Source organism: Streptosporangium sp. CA-115845, assembly GCF_050943795.1.
Taxonomy (GTDB): Bacteria; Actinomycetota; Actinomycetes; order Streptosporangiales; family Streptosporangiaceae; genus Streptosporangium.
Window position 1 is genome coordinate 1,253,714 of sequence record NZ_CP191988.1, and the last position, 21,461, is coordinate 1,275,174.

Annotated in this window: 17 protein-coding genes and 1 pseudogene; 14 read left to right on the forward strand and 4 right to left on the reverse strand. The window is 70.7% G+C overall.

The features are described 5' to 3' along the window. Positions 1-396 precede the first annotated feature (396 nt). From ACQP0P_RS08100 to ACQP0P_RS08130, 7 genes are all read left to right on the forward strand, one after another. Complete coding sequence (locus ACQP0P_RS08100) at positions 397-1,647, forward strand: M20 family metallopeptidase (protein ID WP_433372995.1); 1,251 nt, start codon at positions 397-399, stop codon at positions 1,645-1,647. 357 nt (positions 1,648-2,004) lie between these two features. Further along, positions 2,005-3,072 carry a BMP family lipoprotein gene (locus tag ACQP0P_RS08105; protein ID WP_433372998.1) on the forward strand — a complete coding sequence of 356 codons (1,068 nt, stop codon included), beginning with the start codon at positions 2,005-2,007 and terminating at the stop codon, positions 3,070-3,072. 124 nt (positions 3,073-3,196) lie between these two features. Further along, complete coding sequence (locus ACQP0P_RS08110; protein ID WP_433373001.1) at positions 3,197-4,747, forward strand: ABC transporter ATP-binding protein; 1,551 nt, start codon at positions 3,197-3,199, stop codon at positions 4,745-4,747. Next, the gene (locus ACQP0P_RS08115; RefSeq protein WP_433373004.1) at positions 4,744-5,883 is read left to right on the forward strand and encodes an ABC transporter permease; all 1,140 of its coding nucleotides are present in this window, start codon (positions 4,744-4,746) and stop codon (positions 5,881-5,883) included. The genes ACQP0P_RS08110 and ACQP0P_RS08115 overlap by 4 nt, the downstream gene beginning before the upstream one ends. Next, positions 5,880-7,169 (forward strand): ABC transporter permease, encoded by a 1,290-nt coding sequence (locus tag ACQP0P_RS08120; RefSeq protein ID WP_433373006.1) that lies wholly within the window; start codon positions 5,880-5,882, stop codon positions 7,167-7,169. Before ACQP0P_RS08115 ends, ACQP0P_RS08120 begins: the two co-directional genes overlap by 4 nt. Continuing rightward, positions 7,169-7,567: a cytidine deaminase gene (locus ACQP0P_RS08125; RefSeq protein WP_433373009.1), complete on the forward strand. Its 399-nt coding sequence runs from the start codon at positions 7,169-7,171 to the stop codon at positions 7,565-7,567. The genes ACQP0P_RS08120 and ACQP0P_RS08125 overlap by 1 nt, the downstream gene beginning before the upstream one ends. Positions 7,568-7,569: 2 nt before the next feature. Then, entirely contained in the window at positions 7,570-8,850 is a 1,281-nt protein-coding gene (locus tag ACQP0P_RS08130; RefSeq protein WP_433373012.1) for a thymidine phosphorylase, read from the forward strand. Positions 8,851-9,311: 461 nt separating this feature from the next. On the opposite strand, the pseudogene ACQP0P_RS08135 reads toward ACQP0P_RS08130, so the two are convergent. Next, a pseudogene (locus ACQP0P_RS08135) lies at positions 9,312-10,576 on the reverse strand (RNA-guided endonuclease InsQ/TnpB family protein). A 133-nt stretch (positions 10,577-10,709) separates the two neighbouring features. Here ACQP0P_RS08135 and ACQP0P_RS08140 point away from each other — a divergent pair. From ACQP0P_RS08140 to ACQP0P_RS08155, 4 genes are all read left to right on the forward strand, one after another. After that, entirely contained in the window at positions 10,710-11,300 is a 591-nt protein-coding gene (locus ACQP0P_RS08140) for an AMIN-like domain-containing (lipo)protein (RefSeq protein WP_433373014.1), read from the forward strand. Positions 11,301-11,335: 35 nt separating this feature from the next. Beyond that, on the forward strand, positions 11,336-11,689 hold the full coding sequence (locus ACQP0P_RS08145) for a cupin domain-containing protein (RefSeq protein WP_433373017.1): 354 nt from the start codon (positions 11,336-11,338) through the stop codon (positions 11,687-11,689). Positions 11,690-11,804: 115 nt separating this feature from the next. Further along, positions 11,805-12,884: an adenosine deaminase gene (locus tag ACQP0P_RS08150; protein ID WP_433373020.1), complete on the forward strand. Its 1,080-nt coding sequence runs from the start codon at positions 11,805-11,807 to the stop codon at positions 12,882-12,884. Between the two features lie 33 nt (positions 12,885-12,917). Further along, positions 12,918-13,601: a hypothetical protein gene (locus ACQP0P_RS08155; RefSeq protein WP_433373022.1), complete on the forward strand. Its 684-nt coding sequence runs from the start codon at positions 12,918-12,920 to the stop codon at positions 13,599-13,601. Positions 13,602-13,697: 96 nt separating this feature from the next. On the opposite strand, the gene ACQP0P_RS08160 is transcribed toward ACQP0P_RS08155, so the two are convergent. Together ACQP0P_RS08160 and ACQP0P_RS08165 are read right to left on the reverse strand one after the other, a co-directional pair. Beyond that, a complete protein-coding gene (locus ACQP0P_RS08160; RefSeq protein ID WP_433373024.1) occupies positions 13,698-15,341 on the reverse strand; it encodes a phospho-sugar mutase in 1,644 nt (547 codons plus the stop codon). A gap of 260 nt (positions 15,342-15,601) precedes the next feature. Continuing rightward, positions 15,602-16,405, reverse strand: coding sequence for a purine-nucleoside phosphorylase (locus tag ACQP0P_RS08165; RefSeq protein ID WP_433373027.1), 804 nt, complete (start codon positions 16,403-16,405; stop codon positions 15,602-15,604). Between the two features lie 405 nt (positions 16,406-16,810). Between ACQP0P_RS08165 and ccmA the strand changes: the two genes are divergently transcribed. Both ccmA and ACQP0P_RS08175 read left to right on the forward strand, forming a co-directional pair. Continuing rightward, entirely contained in the window at positions 16,811-17,437 is a 627-nt protein-coding gene (ccmA, locus tag ACQP0P_RS08170; RefSeq protein ID WP_433373030.1) for a heme ABC exporter ATP-binding protein CcmA, read from the forward strand. After that, positions 17,434-18,993 (forward strand): DUF6297 family protein, encoded by a 1,560-nt coding sequence (locus tag ACQP0P_RS08175; RefSeq protein ID WP_433373033.1) that lies wholly within the window; start codon positions 17,434-17,436, stop codon positions 18,991-18,993. Before ccmA ends, ACQP0P_RS08175 begins: the two co-directional genes overlap by 4 nt. A gap of 242 nt (positions 18,994-19,235) precedes the next feature. Here the strand turns inward: ACQP0P_RS08175 and ACQP0P_RS08180 are convergent, their stop codons facing one another. Beyond that, on the reverse strand, positions 19,236-19,688 hold the full coding sequence (locus tag ACQP0P_RS08180) for a gamma-glutamylcyclotransferase (protein WP_433373036.1): 453 nt from the start codon (positions 19,686-19,688) through the stop codon (positions 19,236-19,238). A gap of 153 nt (positions 19,689-19,841) precedes the next feature. Here ACQP0P_RS08180 and ACQP0P_RS08185 point away from each other — a divergent pair, with 153 nt between their 5' ends. Beyond that, positions 19,842-21,236 carry an NAD(P)H-quinone dehydrogenase gene (locus tag ACQP0P_RS08185; RefSeq protein WP_433373039.1) on the forward strand — a complete coding sequence of 465 codons (1,395 nt, stop codon included), beginning with the start codon at positions 19,842-19,844 and terminating at the stop codon, positions 21,234-21,236. The last annotated feature ends 225 nt before the right edge of the window (positions 21,237-21,461 follow it).

Genomic DNA, 21,461 nt, shown 5'->3' on the forward strand with positions numbered 1-21,461 from the left:
GAAGTGGCCCGGAAGTGTCACCCTCCGGCCGGGCCGTCACCCCACACGACTACCGCCCCGTAGTCAATATGAGTCATCCGTTCTGGTTCTCTCGGGGGAGAAGGTGTACGAGTGAGGTATGGGGCGGCAAAACATTTGGCGTGGATGTCGGCGAGTTGCTCGCGAGGCGAGATAAAGTCGTTGTCATCGCCGATGCGACGGCTGCCCCAGACCACAGGCTCGCAGCTCCCGCGTCGACGTCAACCAGCCCGCGCTGACACGGCCCGTGAGACCCACTCCGGCCCGTTGGTGTGGCGATCGCTTTTTTCGGGACTGCCTCATGGGTTTCGAGATCCTGGGCAGTGGCACGGTGCGTCGAGGATGAAGGACCGCCGGCGCGGAATAGGACGGTGAGCAATGCGGGGGCGTAATTTGCGGGGAGAACTCGACACGTTCCTCGCCGGTCGCGAGCAGGAACTGATCAATTTCCGTCGAGACCTGCACATGCATCCCGAGCTCGCGTTCGCCGAATACCGCACGACGCAGCGCATCGCCGAGCGCCTGACCGCCGCGGGGCTGGTCCCCTCGGTGCTGCCGCGCGGCACCGGCCTGCTCTGCGACGTCGGCAGCGGTGACGGCCCCACCGTGGCACTGCGGGCCGACATCGACGCGCTGCCGGTGCCGGACGAGAAGGACGTCCCCTACAGCTCGACGGTCCCCGGCGTGTGCCACGCCTGCGGCCACGACGTGCACACCGCGGTCCTGCTCGGCACCTCGCTCTTCCTCGCCCAGCAGGCCGAGGCCGGCCTGCTGCCCGGCAGGGTCCGGCTGATCTTCCAGCCCGCCGAGGAGCTTCCCGGCGGTGCGCTTGAGGTCATGGCCTCCGGCGGCATCAGCGGTGTCGACCGCATCTTCGGTCTGCACTGCGACCCCCGGCTGGACGTCGGCAGGGTCGGCCTCAAATCCGGCCCCATCACCTCGGCCTGCGACAAGGTGACGATCCGGGTGAGCGGTCCCGGCGGGCACACCGCCAGGCCGCACCTCACCGCCGACCTCGTCTTCGCACTCGCCAAGATCCTCACCGAGCTGCCCGCCGCGCTCTCGCGCCGGGTCGACCCCCGCTCCTCGCTCAGCCTGGTCTGGGGCCGGGTGGAGGCGGGGTCGGTGGCCAACGCCATCCCGGACGACGGCGTCGCCGAGGGCACCGTGCGCTGCCTGGACGAGGCGGCCTGGCACGCGGCCCCCGACATGATCAAGTCGCTGCTGGAGTCGGTCGCGGGCGCGTACGGCGTCGAGGCCGAGATGGACTACATCCGCGGCGTGCCGCCGGTGGTCAACGACAAGATCAGCGTGCAGATGCTGGCCGAGGCCGCGGAGGGCGTGCTCGGCGAGGGCGCCTCCGGGCCGACGGAGCAGAGCCTGGGAGGTGAGGACTTCGGCTGGTACCTGGAGTCCATCCCCGGCGCGTTCGCCAGGCTCGGCACCCGCGAGCCGGGGACGGCGCACCTGGCGGACATCCACCAGGGCACCTTCGACGTGGACGAGAGCGCCATCGGCACCGGGGTGCGGTTCCTCGCGGCGACCGCGCTGACCGCGCTCTGGGAGGGGCAGCGCCCCGTCGCGGGCGAGGCCCTGATGGCGCTGAAGGCGCTGAAGGCCGACAACTGACGCGTTGACCGCGCGGGTCCGGCGGGGTTGTGTCCCCCTCCGGGCCCGCTGTGTGTTCTGCGAGGCCGGGAGCAGGAACGGGAGAGATTGGTCACAGCGCCCGTCGTTCCCGGAAAGGGGATCCCCGGACGGCAGAGGCCGATGGGCCGACGTCCGGAGCCCTGAATCCTCGAAAAGGCACCGAGAATGAGGTCCGCTCTGGTCACAGTCTCGCTTGAGGTCGGTAACAGGCAGGTTGCGGACTTGAGTGATGGTTTGGAGTGCTCTATCCGACCAACTACATTCCGTCCAGGGTTGCCGTGCGTTCCTTCGCGCGTGCACAAATTCGGTACGGCGAAGAGGGACGGAGGAGTCACCTTGCTCCGCAGTCAGTTCGGCAAGATGACGATGGTCACCGCGGCGGGTGCCATGCTCATGGCAGCGGCCGCCTGTGGCGGCGGTACGGATACGGCGGCGAGCCCGGCGGCCAGCTCCGGGGCGAGCAGCGAGGCGCCCCAGGCGTCTGGACTGAAGGTCGGTCTGGCCTACGACGTCGGCGGTCGTGGGGACAAGTCCTTCAACGACTCCGCCTACGCCGGTCTGGAGCGCGCGCAGAAGGAACTCGGCGCCGAGATCAAGGACCTCAGCCCGGCGGCCGACGGCTCGAACCGCGGTGAGCTGCTCCGCCAGCTGGCCGAGGCGGGCTACAACCCGATCGTCGGTGTCGGCTTCGCCTACGGCGAGGACATCCAGAAGGCCGCCGCCGAGTTCCCCGACATCCAGTTCGCGGTGGTCGACTCGGCCTCCAACGGCCCGAACGTGACCGGTCTGCTCTTCGCCGAGGAGCAGGGTTCCTACCTCGCGGGCGTGGCGGCTGCCGAGAAGAGCAAGTCGAGCCACCTCGGGTTCGTCGGCGGCGTCGAGAACGACCTGATCAAGAAGTTCCAGGCCGGGTTCGAGGCTGGTGCCAAGTCGGTCAAGTCGGACATCAAGGTTGACATCAAGTACCTGACCCCGGACGGCGACTTCAGCGGCTTCAAGGCCCCGGACAAGGGCAAGATCGCCGCGGAGAAGATGTACCAGGACGGCGCGGACATCGTCTACCACGCCTCCGGTGACTCCGGCCTGGGTGTCTTCCAGGCTGCCGCCGCCGCGGGCAAGCAGGCCATCGGCGTCGACTCCGACCAGTACGAGACGGTCAAGGAGGCCGACCTCAAGAAGGTCATCATGACCTCGATGCTCAAGCGGGTCGACGTCGGCGTGTTCGAGTTCATCAAGGCGTTCCAGGGTGGCGCCAAGGGCGGCACCAACGCCATCTACGACCTGAAGGTCGACGGCGTCGGCCTGTCCACCTCCGGCGGCTTCATCGACGACGTCACCGCCAAGGTCGACGAGGCCAAGAAGAAGATCGTCGACGGTTCGATCACCGTTCCCTCGAAGCCGTAAGCCTGTTCCCCGTACCCCTGGAAAAGGGGGACGGGGAACGACTTCCGAGAGCCCGGGGTCACCCCCGGGCTTCTCCCTGTCTCGATCACGATCCGTGAGCCCGTTGGCTCCTCAGGAGAACGCATTGTCGACGAGCTCGGACACCCCGGCCGCGGCGCCCCCCGCGGTAAAGCTGGAGGGCATCACCAAGCGCTTTCCCGGTGTCGTCGCCAACCATGACATCCGGATCGTCATCGAGGCCGGTTCCGTGCATGCCATCGTGGGCGAGAACGGCGCGGGCAAGTCCACGCTGATGAAGATCCTGTACGGCATGCAGCGGCCCGACGAGGGCAAGATCTACGTCAACGGCGAGGAGGTCACCTTCCGCACCCCCGGCGACGCGATCGCGGCCGGGATCGGAATGGTGCACCAGCACTTCATGCTCGCCGACAACCTGACGGTGCTGGAGAACATCATCCTCGGCGCCGAGCCCGCCAAGGGCGGCGTCCTGGATATGAAGGGCGCGCGCAAGCGCATCCTCCAGCTCTCGGGAGATCACGGCCTGCGGGTCGACCCCGACCGGATGGTCGAGGAACTCGGCGTCGGTGACCGGCAGCGGGTGGAGATCCTCAAGGTCCTTTACCGGGGCGCGCGCGTGCTCATCCTCGACGAGCCGACGGCGGTCCTCGTCCCCCAGGAGGTCGAGGAGCTCTTCACCAACCTGCGCGAGCTCAAGGCCGACGGCCTCACGGTCATCTTCATCTCGCACAAACTCGACGAGGTGCTGAGCATCGCCGACGCCATCACGGTGATCCGGCGCGGCACCACCGTCGCCAGCGTCGATCCCGGTTCCACGACGGCCAGGCAGCTCGCCGAGCTGATGGTCGGCAGCGAGCTGCCCACCCCGGAGACCAGGGACTCCACGGTCACCGACCGCGTCGTCCTCGACGTGCGCGACGCGACACTCCAGGGAACGGGTGCCAAACCGCTCCTCTCCGATGTCAGCTTCACGGTCCACGCCGGTGAGGTTCTGGGCATCGCCGGGGTCGAGGGCAACGGCCAGTCCGAGCTGATCGAGGCCATCATGGGCCTGCGGACGCTCGACGGCGGGCGGATCACCCTCGATGAGGAGGACATCACCGCCTGGTCCACGCTCCGCCGCCGCGAGTCGGGAATCGGCTACATCCCGGAGGACCGGCACCGCCAGGGGCTGCTGCTTGAGGCGTCCCTGTGGGAGAACCGGGTGCTCGGCCACCAGACCAGGAAGCCCGCCCGCAAGGGGATCTGGGTGAACCGCGCGGCGTCGCGCAAGGACACCGAGCGCATCGTGCGCGAGTACGACGTCCGTACCCCGGGCATCGACACCCTCGCCCTGGCGCTCTCCGGCGGCAACCAGCAGAAGTTGATCGTCGGACGTGAGATGAGCGGCGACCCGAAGTTCCTCATCGCCGCCCATCCGACCCGGGGAGTGGACGTCGGCGCCCAGGCCGCCATCTGGGACCACCTGCGCGCCGCCCGCGCGGGCGGCCTCGCGGTGCTGCTGATCTCCGCCGACCTCGACGAGCTGATCGGCCTGTCGGACACCCTCCACGTCATCTACGGCGGGCGCATGGTGGCCCGTCTCGACCCAGGCCAGGTCACCCCCGAACAACTCGGCGGATACATGACCGGTGCCATCGCGGAGGAGAAGGCATGATGCCCGCGAGGCTGCAACGCACGCTGCTGACCGTGGCGGGTGCGGTGGTGGCCGTGCTGCTCGCCATGGGAATTTCGAGCATCGCGATCCTGGCCGCCGGAGCCAGCCCGGTCACCGCGCTGGGGGCGATGTTCGACTTCGGCGACACCCAGCCGCAGGTGGTCAACGCCATCACCTTCATCGTCAACCGCGCCGTCCCGCTGTTCATCGCGGGCCTCGCGGTCGCCATCGGCTTCCGGATGAACCTTTTCAACATCGGTGTCGAGGGGCAGTATCGGATCGCGGCGATCGTCGCCGCCTTCGTGGGATCCCAGTTCGTGCTCCCCGGACCGATCCAGATCACCCTGATCATTGTGGTCGCGATGCTGGTGGGCGGGCTCTACGCGTTCATCCCCGCGGTGCTCAAGGTGACGCGGGGGGTGAACGAGGTGATCTCCACCATCATGCTCAACTACATCGCGATCAACCTCGCCGCCTTCCTGGTCCGGGGCCCGTTCGCGGGGGAACGCACGGAGGGGAAGCTGACGACGTCCACCCCCGAGCTGCCGGAATCGGCGTGGTTCCCCGACCTGAACGTCCTGTTCGAGATGTTCGGCCTGCCCGCTCCGCGCGGCGGCCTGTGGGGTTTCCTCATGGTGGCGATCCTGCTCGGCGTGGTCATCTGGCTGGTCCTCGAACGCACCCGGTTCGGCTTCGAGGTCAAGGCCAGCGGCCTGAACCCCTCGGCCGCTCTCGCCTCCGGCGTCGATGCCAAGCGCATGGTGATCTCCGCGATGGTCCTCTCCGGCGCGATCGCCGGCCTGATCGGCCTGCCGGAGATCCTCGGCCGTACCCACGCCTACGGCTCGAACTTCACCGCCGGCCTCGGCTTCCTCGGCATCGCGGTCGCACTGCTGGGTAGGAACAAGCCCGTCGGCATCGCGGTGGCCGCGCTGCTCTTCGGCTTCCTTGACCGCGCGGCCGCGCCCCTGCAGTTCGCCGACATCCCGCCCTCCGTCGTCGCCATCATCCAGGGCTCGATCGTGCTGATGGTCGTGATCGCCAACGAGGTCACCAGCCGGATGTCGATACGCCAGGAGGAACGGCGGGCCGCCCGTCAACTCGGTACCACTCAGCGAGCAGAGGTGGCCGCATGACCACGTCCGTGGCATCCTCGGAAGCCCGTCGCGTACGCCGCTACCACCTGGCGCTCGTCGGGGTGGCGGCGCTCATCCTGCTGCTCTCCCTGGCGCGGGTCGTCGCGGGCGCGCCCGAGCTCACGTCCTCGGGCACCTTCTCGGCGGCCCTGCTGCTCGCCGTCCCCATCGGGCTGGCCGGTCTCGGCGGGCTGTGGGCCGAGCGGGCGGGCATCGTCAACATCGGTCTCGAAGGCATGATGGTGCTCGGCACCTGGTTCGCCGGATGGGCCGGTTACCAGTGGGGGGCCGCCGCGGCGCTGCTCGCCGGCCTGGCCGGCGGCGCGATCGGCGGTCTGATCCACGCGATCGCGACCGTGTCGTTCGGCGTCGACCACATCATCAGCGGTGTGGCGATCAACCTCCTCGGCCCCGGCGTCACCCGCTTCCTGTCCGAGGTGCTGTACGCGCAGGGCACGGTCGCGGGCGAGAAGGGCGCGGGCATCACCTCCTCGCCCACGCTCTCCTCGGAGGCCCCGAGCGTCAGCCTGCCGCTCTTCTCCGACGGTCCCGACCTGCTCGGGAAACTGGAGAACACGCACTGGTTCCTGCTCTCCGACATCGCCGGGATCCTGCGCGGCCTCACGCACGACGTGAACGTCCTGGTCATCCTGGCGGTGGCGCTGATCCCGCTGACGTTCTTCGTGCTGTGGCGCACCTCCTTCGGGCTCCGGCTGCGCTCCTGCGGCGAGAACCCGTGGGCGGCGGAGTCGCTGGGCGTCAACGTCTACCTGACCAAGTACGTCGCGACGGTCATCTCCGGCGCGCTGGCCGGCCTCGGTGGTGTGTTCCTGGTCTTCGTGACCACCAAGTACGTCGAGGGGCAGACCGCGGGCCGGGGGTTCATCGGGCTGGCAGCGATGATCTTCGGTAACTGGCGGCCCGGCGGCCTCGCCGTCGGAGCCTCCCTGTTCGGCTACGCCGACGGCCTCCAGCTCCGCAGTTCCCAGGCGGTCACCGGCCTGCTGCTCTTCGGCGCCCTGCTGCTGCTGATCTACACCGGCCGCGAGGTCCGCAGGCGCCTGGCCGCGGGAGAGCCCGGTGTCAGGCAGTACACGGCCGCGGTGGCGGCCGTGCTCGCCGCCGTGGTGCTGATCTGGCTCTGGATGACCGTCGACAAGCTGCCCAACGAGTTCGTCTTCATCACACCGCACGTGCTGACCCTGCTGGTGCTTTCCGCGGCTTCACAGAGCCTGCGCATGCCCCAGGCGGACGGCGTGCGCTACCGCCGGGGGGAACAGCACTGATGGTGGAAATCGATTGGGCGGCTCTCAAGGCCGAGGCCGTGCGGGCCATGGGGCATGCCTACGCCCCCTACTCGAAGTTCCCGGTCGGCGCCGCCGCCCTGGTGGACGACGGGCGGATCGTGTCCGGCTGCAACGTCGAGAACGCCTCCTACGGCATCGGACTGTGCGCCGAGTGCGGGCTGGTCTCCGCGCTCCAGGCCACGGGTGGTGGCCGCCTGGTCGCGTTCACCTGCGTCGACGGGCACGAGGAGCTGCTCATGCCGTGCGGCAGGTGCCGCCAGCTACTGTACGAGTTCGGCGGCCCCGAGTTGCTGCTGGAGACCATCGACGGCCCGAAGCCGATGTCGGAGATCCTGCCGTACGCCTTCGGGCCCGACGACCTGAGCCGGGGGGCCTGAGCATGGACGCGATCAACGTCATCGTCACCAAGCGGGACGGCGGTGAGCTGTCGGCCGAGCAGATCGACTGGGTGATCGACGCCTACACCAAGGGCGTCGTCGCCGACGAGCAGATGTCCGCGCTCGCGATGGCGATCCTGCTCAACGGCATGAACCGGCGGGAGATCGCCGAGTGGACCCAGGCCATGATCCGTTCCGGGGCGCGGATGGACTGGTCGGCGCTGCCGGGGCCCACCACGGACAAGCACTCCACCGGCGGCGTCGGTGACAAGATCACGCTGCCGCTGGCTCCGCTGGTCGCCGCGTGCGGGGGCCACGTGCCACAGCTGTCCGGCCGGGGGCTCGGCCACACCGGTGGCACCCTGGACAAGCTGGAGTCCATCCCCGGCTGGCAGGCGTCCCTGTCCAACGACGGGATGCTCGACGTACTCGGCAAGGCCGGCGCGGTCATCTGCGCGGCGGGCGACGGGCTCGCCCCGGCCGACAAGAAGCTGTACGCGCTCCGCGACGTCACCGGCACGGTCGAGTCGATCCCGCTGATCGCCTCCTCGATCATGTCGAAGAAGATCGCCGAGGGCACCGGCGCGCTGGTGCTGGACGTCAAGGTCGGCTCAGGGGCCTTCATGAAGACCCCGGAGCGGGCCCGTGAGCTGGCCGAGACCATGGTCGCGCTGGGCACCGACGCCGGAGTCAACACGGTCGCGCTGCTGACCGCCATGGACCGGCCGCTGGGCCTGGCCGTGGGCAACGCGCTGGAGGTCACCGAGTCGGTCGAGGTGCTCGCCGGCGGCGGCCCCGCCGACGTGGTCGAGCTGACCGTACGGCTGGCGCGGGAGATGCTTCAGGCGGCGGGCCTGTCCGGTGGCAAGGACCCGGAGCGGGCCCTCGCGGACGGCTCGGCGATGGACGTCTGGCGCCGGATGATCTCCGCCCAGGGTGGCGACCCGGACGCCCCGCTGCCCACGGCCGCCGAGACCATGGAGATCACCGCGCCCTCGTCCGGCGTGCTGTCCAGGCTCGACGCGTACGGCGTGGGCCTGGCGGCCTGGCGGCTCGGCGCGGGCCGGGAGCGCAAGGAGGACCCGGTGTCGTTCGGCGCGGGCATCACGCTGCACGCCAAGCCGGGGGACCTCGTCCGCGAGGGGCAGCCGCTGATGACGCTGCACGCGGACGAGACCTTCCGCTTCGAGCGGGCGCTCGCCGCGCTGGAGGGCGCCTACACCGTCGGGGAGAGCGCCGATCCGGGCCTGCTCCCCCTGGTGATCGACCGCATCACCGCCTGACCTGAGAAGAGCGGTCCGTCCGGGGCCACGTCGAGGCGAGGCCGGACCGGGTGATCGTGGCCGGTGCGACGGTGCCTCGCGGGTGGAGGGCCTGAGATGGCCGTGGCGAGCCGGGAGGTCCGCGGGCGAGATCAGCGGAAGAGCAGGTGGCCACGAGTTGGTTGGAGGCTCCGATGCCTGGAAGGGTGAGGAGTTATGGCACCACCGAGGAAGTATGCCCCTGAACTGCGGGAACGCGCTGTTCGTATGGTTTTCGAGCTACGTGCGGCGGGTGATGGGCAGGGTGTGTTGGCCCGGCCTCGGAGGCTTGGTGACACCGAGCCGAGTGGGGCCCGGGTGCCGTGCGTCGCCGCTGTTACGGCCGCTATCCGGATGCTTGACTCGCCCTTCGACAAGCTGTCAGGATCTTGTCAGGGCGCAGCTGGGCGGCAGAGGGTGCACCTCTTCGGAGACCTGGGCATCTAACGGGGCAGGAGGCTCATCTTGACATCCTCCCCCTCGTAAACGAGGGGGATTCCCACGGTCACCCGTGAGGGTTCCTGCTTCACCGCCAGTCGCCCGCCAGGAGGAATCTCCCTTGAGGTCTTACACCGGCTCCACAGGCGTTTTACCTCTCCGCCAGCCCGGCGGCGAGGATGTTCTTCGCGGCGTTGACATCCCGGTCATGGGCGGCACCGCAGGCACACACCCACTCGCGCACTCCCAACGGCATGGACCGCTGGATCGCGCCGCACGCCGAGCACAGCTTCGAGCTGGGAAACCAGCGGTCCACCGCCACAACGGTCCGCCCGTACCACCGGGCCTTGTACTCCAGCATGGAGCGCAACTCCCGCCACGAGGCATCCGAGATGGCGCGGGCCAGCGAGCGGTTCTTGACCAGGTTGCGGACGGTCAGGTCTTCCACGGCGATCACTTGGTTCTCGCGAACAAGCCGTGTCGTGACCTGGTGCAGGTGATCCCTTCTGCGGTCGGCGATCCGGGCGTACACCCCGGCGACCTTCAGCCTCGCCCTGGCCCGGTTGTTCGACCCCTTCTCCTTACGGGCCAGCGCCCGCTGGGCCTTGGCGAGCTTGCGGCGGTCGGCTCGTTCGTGACGCGGGTTGACGATCTTCTCCCCGGTCGACAGCGTCGCCAGTGCGGTGATGCCCGCGTCCACCCCCACGCTCTGCTCGGCCGGCGGCAGAGGGCTGATCTTCTCCTCGACCAGCAGGGACACGAAGCAGCGGCCCGCCGCGTCCCTGCTCGCGGTGACCGTGGACGGCTGCGCGCCCTCGGGAAGGGGACGCGACCACACGATGGCCAGCGGCGCGTCCATCTTCGCCAGGGTCAGTGCGCCCTCACGCCGGCGAAACGCCGACCGGGTGTACTCCGCGCTCGCCCGCGACTTCTTGCGGGACTTGAACGTGGGGTACCTGGCACGCTTGGCGAAGAAGTTGGAGAACGCCGCCTGCAGATGGCGCAGCGCCTGCTGCAACGGCACCGACGACACCTCGAACAGGAAGTCGTAGGCACCGCCGCGCTTCCACTCGGTCAGCCGGGCGGAGGACTCCACGTAGGAGACGCGACGCCCTTGGAGGGTGTAGGCGCGGGTGCGTTCCTCCAGGGCCTTGTTGTAGACCAGGCGCACACAGCCGAACGTCCGGGCAAGCTCTTCGGCTTGTCCGGGGGGCGGGTGGAAGCGGTACTTGTAGGCCCGCTTCACGATCTGCGCCACGCCTCGCACCATACCGCGCGATCAGCTGAGGATCGTGTGTGTTCGGTACGGCGGTCCGCCTGGCGGCGAATCGCCTGCCCTTGTCCTGCTCCGCAGGGTCCGTTTCCTCCCCCGCCTGAAGGCGGGGTCTCCACGGAGGTATCCGATGAACCGCACCCTCGTCCCCCTCACGCTCCTTCCCCTCTTCCTGCTGGCCGGCTGCGGCTCGGCCACGCAGACCGCGCCCCCGTCCGCGGGGGCCCCGGCGACCACGGCCCCCGCGGATCCGGCCGTCACTCCGACCTCCACGCCGGCCGGGCCGCGTCCCCCGACGAGTACCAAGGAGATCGAGGTCGAGCGCACCACCGTCGCCTCGCCGACCGTCACCGGGGCCAGGTTCGGCCGGCACCAGGGGTTCGACCGGGTGGTGATCGACCTGAACGGAGAGGTGCCCGGCTACACGGTGCGCTGGGTGCCCGAGCTCGTTCAGGACGGCTCAGGCGATCGGGTCGACGTCAAGGGCGGGGCCTACCTCCAGCTGACGATGAGCCCGGCCATCGCGCACACCGAGGCGGGCGAACCGACCTGGACGGGCGGGCCGATCTTCCAGGCACAGCTCGGCAACGTGCAGAGCGTGGTCAAGACGGGTGACTTCGAGGGAGTGGTGGGCGTGGGCGTCGTCCTCGACCGCAGGGCGCCGTTCCGGGTGCTGGAGCAGAAGAACCCGAACCGGCTGGTGATCGACGTCGCGCACTGAGCGGCGCACCCCGTGACCAGTGACAGACTGGTCTGATGGTACGCAAAATCGACAGCGCGACGCGGATTCCCGTTCCGGGCGGCAAGACGATCGACGAGTACGTCGGCCGGGTCAACAGCGGCGACGACCGAATCTCGATCGCGCGGATGGTCGCCCCGGCGGGCTGGGAGGAGCCCGCCCAGACACCGGAGTTCGCCGAGTACACCCTGGTGCTCAAGGGCACGGTGATCGTGGAGCACGACGGGGGCAGCACCGAGGTCGGCGCGGGGCAGGCGTTCACCTGCGAGCCGGGGGAGAAGATCCGCTACCGCTCGGGGCCGGACGGCGCCGAGTACGTCGCGGTCTGCCTGCCCGCCTTCTCTCCCGAGACCGCCAACCGCGACGACTAGCCGTCCCGTACGGCATCGACCAGGCCCGCGGCACCGGGACGGGCCGGTCGTGAACACGTCGTCCGAACCCCGTCCCCGTGACTAGAGTCGAGCTCTCCCCGCTGGAAGGATGTAGATGAGTCAGCCACCCACTTTTGAGCAGATCCGCCTGGCTCCGAAGGTGTTGCTCCACGATCACCTCGACGGGGGGCTCCGGCCGGGGACCATCATCGAGCTGGCCCGCGAGTCGGGCTACGACAGGCTGCCGGCGACCGACGCCGACAGCCTGCGCGCCTGGTTCAGGGAGGCCTCCGACTCCGGCTCGCTGGTGCGCTACCTGGAGACCTTCGACCACACGGTCGGCGTCATGCAGACGCGCGAGTCGCTGGTCAGGGTCGCCGCCGAGTGCGCCGAGGACCTGGCCGACGACGGCATCGTCTACGCCGAGGTGCGTTACGCGCCCGAGCAGCACACCTCCGGGGGCCTGAGCCTCGAAGAGGTCATCGAGGCGGTCCAGGAGGGCTTCAGGACCGGTTCCGAGGGGCGGGGCATCCGGGTGGGCACCCTGCTCACCGCCATGCGCCACCAGGCCAGGTCGATGGAGATCGCCGAGCTGGCGGTCCGCTACCGCGACGCCGGGGTGGCCGGGTTCGACATCGCCGGCGCGGAGGCGGGCTACCCTCCCACCCGTCACCTCGACGCCTTCGAATACCTCCAGCGGGAGAACGCCCACTTCACCATCCACGCCGGTGAGGCCTTCGGCCTGCCGTCGATCTGGCAGGCGATCCAGTGGTGCGGCGCGGACCGGCTCGGTCACGGCGTCCGGATCATCGACGACATCTCCGTCTCCGGCGACGGGGAGCCCAAGCTGGGCCGCCTGGCGGCCTACGTCCGGGACAAGCGCATCCCGCTGGAGATGTGCCCGACGTCCAACCTGCAGACCGGTGCGGCGGCCTCCATCGCCGAGCACCCGATCGGGCTGCTGCGCCGGCTGAACTTCCGGGTGACCGTCAACACCGACAACCGGTTGATGAGCGGTACGAGCCTCTCCGAGGAGTTCGCCAAGCTGTCGGAGGCGTTCGGCTACGACTGGGACGACATGCTGTGGTTCACGGTCAACGCCATGAAGTCCGCGTTCCTGCCGTTCGACGAGCGCCTGGCGCTCATCAACGGCGTCATCAAGCCCGGTTTCGCGCGCCTCAAGTGGCAGGCGTGACCGGGCTCGTACGAGTGAAGTGAGCTTTCTCCCATGAAGCAGGTGTTCCGCTCCAACTTCGCGATGATCGTTGGCTGGCTCTGGATGGTGTTCGCCGCGGGCAACGCGGTGGATCTGGTCGTCCGCTACAACGGTCGTCTCTCGATGGTCGCCGCGGCGGTGCTGGGGGTGCTGACCATGCTGGTCTTCGTCACCTGCCTGCGCCCGATGATCGTCCTGTCCGAGGAGGGGGTGCTGGTCCGCAACCCGCTGCGGAACGCCTTCGTGCCCTGGAGCGGAGTGGACGAGGTCAAGGTCTCGCACTTGATCACGATCACCTCCGGCGGCCGGAGGGTCCGCTGCTGGGCGCCGCAGACCTCGGCCCGTGAGCGGGCGGCGGCCGCGCGCAAGGGAAGGCCCGCGCTCGCGCGGGGCCGCTTCAGGACCGAGCCGGTCCGTTCGAAGGCCGAGCAGGCCGCCGCCGAGGCGATGGCGGGCAAGACGCACGCCGACTGGGTGGCCGAGCAGATCACCGAACGCGCCAAGGCCGCCAGGCGGGCGGCCTCGGTCGCCGGGACCCCGGAGAGCGACGCGACCGTGCCCGAGGCGGAGACCGGGGTCACCAGCGGGACCGGCACCGCCTCCGGAACAGCTGCGCTCAGGATGAACTGGGCACCGAGTGCCCTGGTCGCCGTGGCCGTCGCCGCTCTGCTGGTGGTCGCGGCCTTCCTGGTCTGATCGCCCCGATCGCGATGGCACCGGGCTCGGGGAGACGGTGTGGCCGGGGACGATCACGGGGAAGCATGATCGTCCCCGGCCGTGGAACAGGCGTGGTCAGAGGCCGAGGGCCTTGGTGAGGTCGGCCTTCAGGGCGTCGAGATCCCGTACCGCCCGCCCGCGGGCCTTGGAGACCTCGCCGGTCACCGGGACCACGACCTCCAGGTAGCACTTGAGCTTGGGTTCGGTACCCGAGGGCCGGACGACGACCCGGGCGCCGCCGGACAGGTGGTAGCGGAGGCCGTCGGTGGGCGGGAGCCCGCCCACGCCCTCGCTGAGGTCCTCGGCGCTCTCCACCTCGCGGCCGCCGAGCCGGGCGGGCGGCGTGGCCCGCAGCCGGGCCATGGCACCGGTGATCAGCGACAGGTCGGCCACCCGGAACGACAGCTGGGACGTGGCGTGCAGGCCGTGCCGGCGCGCCAGGTCGTCCAGGAGGTCGAGCAGGCCGCGGCCCTCCAGCTTGGCCTCGGCGGCGATCCCGGCGACGGTCAGCGCCGCGCCGATGCCGTCCTTGTCGTGCACGGGCAGCCCGAGGTCGGAGCCGACGCTGTACCCCAGCGCCTCCTCGTACCCGAAGAGCAGGCCGGGACCGGCCTTCATGATCCATTTGAAGCCGGTCAGGGTCTCGGCGTAGCGCACCCCGTACCCGGCGGCGATCTTGCCGAGCAGGGACGAGGAGACGATGGTGGTCGCCACCAGGCGGCCCTCGCCGGAGGTCCGCCTGATCACGTGCTCGCCCAGCAGGGCGCCCACCTCGTCGCCGGTCAGCATCCGGTAGCCGCCGCCGGGCAGCGGCACGCCCACCGCGCAGCGGTCGGCGTCGGGGTCGTTGGCCAGCACCAGGTCGGCGCCGACCCGCTCCGCCAGCTCTAGCGCGAGGTCCATCGCGCCGGGCTCCTCCGGGTTGGGGAAGGCGACGGTGGGGAAGTCGGGGTCGGGGGCGGCCTGGGCCTCGACGACGGCCGGCGCGTCGAACCCGGCGGCGGCGAAGGCCCTGGCCAGGGTGTCGCCGCCGACGCCGTGCAGCGGGGTGTACGCCACCCGCAGCTCGCGGGCGGCGCCGATCGGGAGCGCGGTCACCGCCTCCAGGTAGGCGGCCACCACACCGTCGTCCAGCGTGGTCCATGCGGGATCGTCCGGGGAGCCGAGGGGCAGCTCGGAGACCGGCCCGACCGCGTCGATGGCGGTGGAGATCTCCGCGTCGATCGGCGGCACGATCTGGGAGCCGTCGCCCCAGTAGACCTTGTAACCGTTGTCGCGGGGTGGGTTGTGGCTCGCGGTGACCGTCACGCCCGCGTCGGCGCCGAGGTGGCGGACCGCGAAGGCCAGCACGGGCGTGGGCAGCGGCGCGGGGAGGACCGAGGCGCGTAGCCCGGCCCCGGTGAGCACGGCCGCGGTGTCACGGGCGAAGACGTCGGACTTGTGCCGGGCGTCGTAGCCGATCACGACGTGCCTGCCGGGACCGAGGACGCGGGCCAGACCGGCGGCGGCGCGCATGACCGTCACCCGGTTCATCCGGTTGGGGCCGGCGCCCAGCTCGCCGCGGAGCCCGGCGGTGCCGAACTCCAGTTTCGCGCCGAACCGCTCGCGCAGCGCGTCGCCGTCGCCGCGTTCCAGCAGCTCGGTCAGCTCCGCGCGGGTGTCGGGGTCGGGGTCCTGGGCCAGCCAGGAACGGGCGAGCCCCACGAGATCGCTGCTCATTGTCACCTCTCGGGCCTGGGCCCGTCACCGGTTGAACCCTTGCAAGCAGGGTGATTCCTGAAAGCCGGATGTCTCCCCGAAGGGAACCGATCCTCGTGTGTGGCCGGTTCCCACGGCCGGGGGTGGTCCCGGCCGGTGTGCTCCCGGACTGTGTGCTCCCGGACTGTGTGGTCTCGGCTGGTGCGGCCTCAGACCGTGCAGTCCCAGACCGTGCAGTCCCAGACCGTGCAGTCCCGGTCGTGCGGTCCCGGCCGTGGGATCTACAGCTTGCCGACGACCCTGGCCAGCAGGCCGCCCATCCGCGTGGCGGTGGCGCGGCCGACCTCCAGCACCTCCTCGTGGTTGAGCGGCTCGCCCACCAGACCGGCGCCCGGGTTCGTGACCAGGGAGATGCCGAGCACCTCGGCGCCGCCCTCGCGGGCCGCGATGGCCTCGAGCACTGTGGACATGCCCACCATGTCGCCGCCCAGGATGCGGCACATCCGGACCTCTGCCGGGGTCTCGTACGTCGGGCCGCGGAAGGCCACGTAGACGCCCTCGGCCAGCGAGGGGTCGGCCTCGCGGGCCAGCTCGCGCAGGCGCGGGGTGTAGACGTCGGTGAGGTCGACGAAGGTGGCGCCGGTGATCGGGCTGGCCCCGGTCAGGTTGATGTGGTCACTGATCAGCACCGCCTCGCCGACCTCCTGGGTCTCGGGGCGCAGGCCCCCGGCGGCGTTGGTCAGCACGACCGTGCCCACCCCGGCCCTGATCGCGGTCCGCACCCCGTGCACGACCGGCTCCACCCCGCGGCCCTCGTAGAGGTGGGTGCGGCCGAGGAAGATCAGCACGTTCTTGCCGGACTCGGTCCGCACGGCGCGGATCCGGCCCGCGTGGCCCGCCACGGCGGGCGGCGCGAAGCCGGGCAGGTCGGTGACCGGGATCTCGGCGACCGTCTCGCCGATCGCGTCGGCGGCCGGGACCCAGCCCGAACCCATCACCAGCGCGACGTCGAAGGAGTCCACGCCGACGGCGCTGCTCAGCGCGTCCGCGGCGTCCGTGGCGAGTGCATAGGGATCGTTGCTCACTCACCGAGCGTACCGGTCAGCGGTGCTGTTCCGTCCGCTCCGTACCGCTTCCTGCATGCCTGTCCATGGCCGTCCGCCGGACGGCCATGGACAGGCACCGACTCAGTTCAGGAGCTGGAAGGTGGCGTCCTGCTTCCGCTGGATGAACGGGCCGCGCAGCCCCCGGTGCCCTGGGCCGGGGTGACCACCGGGTTGTTCTGGTTCAGCGGTGTCCAGTTGAGCGAGTCGGCGCTGACCGCGAGGTGCAGCCCGTAGTCGGCGCCGTTGCCACTGGGCGACTCGGTGAAGACTCGCTGGTGTTGGTGAACGCCGTCATCGTGTAGCGGGTCGCGGATCCGGTCTGCCGGGTCGGCGCCTCGCCCCCGGAGACCCCCATACCGCCAGGGGGGGTATTAGGGTCAAACGGTGGCTGAATCGATCATCGTGGTCCGTGACGTGCGAGTGGAGTTGAGTGGTAATCCGGTCCTGCGGGGGGTCGACCTCACGGTCGACCGAGGTGACATCGTCGCCGTGGTCGGGGTGAACGGCGTGGGCAAGTCGACGTTGCTGCGCTGTCTCGCGGGTCTCCAGCCGTCGAGGTCCGGCGAGGTCAGCGTCCTTGATCGGCCGCCGGCGGATGATGCGGACTTCTGGCGCGACGTCATCCTCGTCGGCGACGAACCGGCGTGGTACCCGGGGCTGACCGTGCGGGAACATCTGGAACTGATGCACGCCGTACACCGCTCGTCCCGTCTGGAGGTCGGGACGGCCCTGGAGGTGTTCGGCCTGGCGGGGCGAGGGGACATGGCACCGCCGACGCTCTCCACCGGCCAACGACAGCGGCTGTCGCTGGCGATGGCCCTGCTCCGGCCGAGCCGGCTGCTCCTGCTGGACGAGCCGGAGCGCGGACTCGACGCGACGTTCAGGAAGCGGCTGGCGACCATGCTGACCGAATACGCGGCGGCCGGTGGCGCCGTGGTGATGGCGACCCACGACCTCGACTTCGCCCAGGTCACCCGCGCACGCCAGATCACGCTGGAGGTCGCCGCGTGAACGAGGTCCAGGCCGTGCGGGCCCTCATCCGGCCGGGTGGCCGGGCACCGATGAGCTGGTCGGACCGGTACATCGCCCTGTTCGGGCTAGCGATGGCGGTGGCGGTGCTGGGCCGGCCCGTCACCTCCGCAGTCGCGACCATGGCCGGTCAGGCGGATCCGTCGAGGCTCGGGGCCGGGGTGGCGTTGATCGCACTGGCCTACGCGGGCCTCCTCGCGCTCGCCCGCACGCTCGGCCCCGTCGCGCTGCCGGCCGCCGACGCCGCCTGGCTGCTGCTCTCCCCGCTCCCGCGCCGCGCCGTGCTGGGACGGAGCGCGGCGATCCTGCTGGCGATCTCCTTGCTGGTCGGCGCGGGACTGGGCCTGGCCCTGCTCGCCGTACTCGGTGCGCCGGATCAGTTGACGCCGCGGCTGGTCACCGCGGTGCTACTGGGAGTCTCGGCGGCGGTCGGCGGGATGGCGGCGGCCGTGCTGGCGCAGGCGTCCCCGCAGTGGGACTCCTGGCTGCAGGGGGCGCTCGTCGTCCTCGTGATCGTGGCCGTGCTCGCGGCGGTGCTGGGCAGCGGTCCGGGGCGGCATCTGCTGGTCGCCGTCGCCGACGCGCCGGTCTCGCTGGGCGCGGCCTCGGTGGCGCTCTGCGCTACCGTGACCGCCCTGCTGGTACGGCGGGCGTGGGCGGCACTCGGGCGCATCCACGCGCGTACCGTCCTGGCCGCGTCCACCCGCGCCGGCCGGGTGGCCGCCGCGACGGTGGTCCTGGAATTCGGAGCCCTGACCTGGATCGCCGAGGACGGTCACTGGCGCGGGCGCACCCTGCGCTCCCGCCCGTGGCCGGCGCCGCTGTCGGGGGCCCTGTCGTGGCCGATGCCCCGGCTCCCGCGGCCCCTGTCCGCCCCGTCGGCCCTGGCCTGGCAGGACTGGCGCAGGCTGGGGCGCCGCCCAGGCCGGCTGGCCGCCCTGCTCGCGGCGACCGCGCTGCCCGCTCTGGCCGCCCAGGCCGCAGGCGGTCTCTCCCCGGTCGCGATGATCCTGACGGCCGGCGGCGCGCTGACCGCCGCGGTGGCGTGCACCACAGGCGCGCGCCGCGACGGGGAGGACCCGAGTCTGGCGCGGCTCTTCGGGGTGGGCGCCCGTGCGGCGCTCACCGCACGGGCGCTGCTGCCGATGCTGCTGAGCGCCGTCTGGCTCACCCTCGCCCTGGCCGGACTGGCCGCGACGGGGGCCCTGCCCGCCGGTCCGTGGTGGCTGTTCGGCCCGCTGTCCGCGCCCGCCCTGGCCGCCGGAGCCCTGCGGATGGCCCGGCGGGGTTTCGTCGATCACTCGATGCCGGTCATCGACACTCCGATGGGCTCCGTACCCATGGGCCCGCTCGTCTGGGCGATGACCGGCGTGGACATCGCCGCGCTCGGCTGCGCCCCCGCGCTACTGGCGCCGGCCGCCGGACCGTCCGCCCTCGGCGCCCTGGTGGTCGCGCAGGCGCTGTCCGGGGCGGCCGTGCTGACCGTGTTCCTGCTTCGTGCGAGGAGAGCCGGCGCCGGCCCGGCCCGCCTCGGGTGAGACGGCGGAGGCGTCGCGGACAGCCGTTCTGCGATGCCTCCGGGCATGCGACATCGTCACAGGCCCGATGTCGGGTGGAAACGCCGGGCCTAGGCCCTGTCCTGCGGATCTTTTGCCCACTACGGTCAGGCGGCGCCTCGCCGCGTTGTCGTTGGTCACCGCAGCACGCTGCGGCTCCCTCCTCCGCCTTGCGAGACACCACCTGACCGATCCTCGCCACGGCAAGATCCACAGGACAGGGCCTAGCCTCCCAGGGAGGTGCAGGGGCGGCCGCGCAGTTCCTTGACGTAGTCGTCGGGGGCGCCGGCGCGCTCGGCCGCCTCGGCCAGGATGCCGAGGTAGCGGGCCGAGGGCAGGCCGCCCTCGTAGCCGTCGAGCACGTAGAACCAGGCCACGACCTCGCCCTCCATGGTCTGCACCCGGAGTCTGACCTTGTGGTAGAGGCCGCGCGCCGCACCCTCCCACTGGTCGAGAGAGCTCTCGTCCCACTCGGGCACGTCATAGAGGACCACGAAGACCTGCTCGGCGGCGTCCTCGACGATGGAGGCGAGGGCGCCCTCCCAGCCGAGATCGTTCCCGCCGAAGGTCAGACGCCAGCCCTGGAGCCAGCCCGTTCCCCTGATCGGGGAGTGCGGGGCCCGCTGGGCCATCTGCTTCGGGTCCATGTTGCTGCCGTAGGCGGCGTAGACAGGCACGTTGGCCAACACTAATCGAAGATCCGCGAGACGCTCACCCGGCCTCGAAGCCACGCCGATGTCTCGTGGAATTACGACGGTTTTGGGGGACTTTCGTGCTTTGAGAGGGATGCCGAGCGATGGCCGGTCGCGCCATGCGGGAGAATGGGGTACGTGACGAGGATAGTGATCATTGGTGGCGGACCCGGTGGATACGAGGCCGCGCTGGTCGCCGCCCAATTGGGGGCCCAGGTCACCGTCGTCGAACAGGACGGCCCCGGCGGAGCCTGCGTGCTCACCGACTGCGTGCCCTCCAAGACGCTGATCGCCACCTCCGTACGCAAGCAGGCGCTTCTCGACGCCAGCATGCTCGGGGTGCACTTCACCGGCGGCCCCGACGGCGACGTCGGCGGCGTCATCGCCGACATGCCGCTGGTCAACAGGCGCGTCAAGGAGCTCGCCAAGGCGCAGTCCGCCGACATCGCCGCGCGACTGGCCGCCGAGGGCGTCGAGGTGATCAAGGCGCCGGGACGACTGGTCGACCCGCAGGTGATCAGGGCCGGAGACCGGACGATCCGCGCCGACGTCGTCATCGTGGCGACCGGCGCCACCCCGCGCATCCTGACCGGCGCCGAGCCCGACGGCGAGCGCATCCTCACCTGGCGGCAGCTGTACGACCTGGAGGAGCTGCCCGAGCACCTCATCGTGGTCGGCTCCGGCGTCACCGGCGCCGAGTTCGCGGGCGCCTACCGCTCGCTGGGCTCGGAGGTCACGCTCGTCTCCTCCCGTGACCGGATGATGCCCAACGAGGACGCCGACGCCGCCGAGGTCCTCGAAGAGGTCTACCGCCGCCGCGGCATGAACGTGATGGGCCGCTCCCGCGCGGAGTCCGTCAAGCGCACCGCGGACGGCGTGGTCGTCACGCTGGAGGACGGCAGGACCGCCGAGGGCAGCCACTGCCTGATGACCGTCGGCATGGTCCCCAACACCGCCGGGATCGGCCTTGAGGAGGCCGGGGTCACCCTCGACCGGGGCGGTTTCATCCAGGTCGACAAGGTCTCCCGCACCTCCGCCCCCGGCGTCTACGCGGCCGGAGACTGCACCGGGGTCCTGATGCTCGCCTCGGTCGCCGCCATGCAGGGCCGGATCGCCGTCTGGCACGCCCTCGGCGAGGCCGTGCAGCCGCTCCGCCTGGCCACCGTGGCCTCCGCCATCTTCACCGACCCCGAGATCGCCGCGGTGGGCGTCGCCGAGCGGGCGATCGAGGCCGGCGAGATCGAGGCCAACATCGTCAAGCTGCCGCTGGCCACCAACGCCCGCGCCAAGATGCAGGGTTTCAACGACGGCTTCGTGAAGCTGTTCTGCCGCCCGCACACCGGCATCGTCCTCGGCGGCGTGGTGGTCGCCCCCCGCGCCTCGGAGCTGATCCTGGCGGTCTCGGTGGCCGTGCAGCAGCGCCTGACCGTCGACCAGGTCGCCCACACCTTCGCGGTCTACCCCTCCCTGTCCGGCTCCGTCACCGAGGCCGCCCGCCGCCTCATGCAGCCCATGACCCCCAGCGGCATCTGACCGGCCGCCACCCGGCTCACCCGGCTTCGCCCGCCGTGACCGGAAACCTTCGCCGGGCTCACATCGGCTCGTCCTGTATTCCGCACACGACCCCGATAGACCTGGGGTGATTACCCGCTGCACTGGATCAGCTATAGCTGCTGACCTGCAACGACGTGGCACGTGCGGAAAACGGGGCTTGTCGGGATCATGGGCCGTGATCTCCGGTTCGTCTCGGTTGCTCGG

Coding starts and splice junctions, on each gene's coding strand:
- ACQP0P_RS08145 (WP_433373017.1), top strand. CDS start 11,336: ATGGTACGCAAAATCGACAGCGCGACGCGGATTCCCGTTCCGGGCGGC.
- ACQP0P_RS08150 (WP_433373020.1), top strand. CDS start 11,805: ATGAGTCAGCCACCCACTTTTGAGCAGATCCGCCTGGCTCCGAAGGTG.
- ACQP0P_RS08125 (WP_433373009.1), top strand. CDS start 7,169: ATGGTGGAAATCGATTGGGCGGCTCTCAAGGCCGAGGCCGTGCGGGCC.
- ACQP0P_RS08155 (WP_433373022.1), top strand. CDS start 12,918: ATGAAGCAGGTGTTCCGCTCCAACTTCGCGATGATCGTTGGCTGGCTC.
- ACQP0P_RS08130 (WP_433373012.1), top strand. CDS start 7,570: ATGGACGCGATCAACGTCATCGTCACCAAGCGGGACGGCGGTGAGCTG.
- ACQP0P_RS08160 (WP_433373024.1), bottom strand. CDS start 15,341: ATGAGCAGCGATCTCGTGGGGCTCGCCCGTTCCTGGCTGGCCCAGGAC.
- ACQP0P_RS08120 (WP_433373006.1), top strand. CDS start 5,880: ATGACCACGTCCGTGGCATCCTCGGAAGCCCGTCGCGTACGCCGCTAC.
- ACQP0P_RS08100 (WP_433372995.1), top strand. CDS start 397: ATGCGGGGGCGTAATTTGCGGGGAGAACTCGACACGTTCCTCGCCGGT.
- ACQP0P_RS08115 (WP_433373004.1), top strand. CDS start 4,744: ATGATGCCCGCGAGGCTGCAACGCACGCTGCTGACCGTGGCGGGTGCG.
- ACQP0P_RS08140 (WP_433373014.1), top strand. CDS start 10,710: ATGAACCGCACCCTCGTCCCCCTCACGCTCCTTCCCCTCTTCCTGCTG.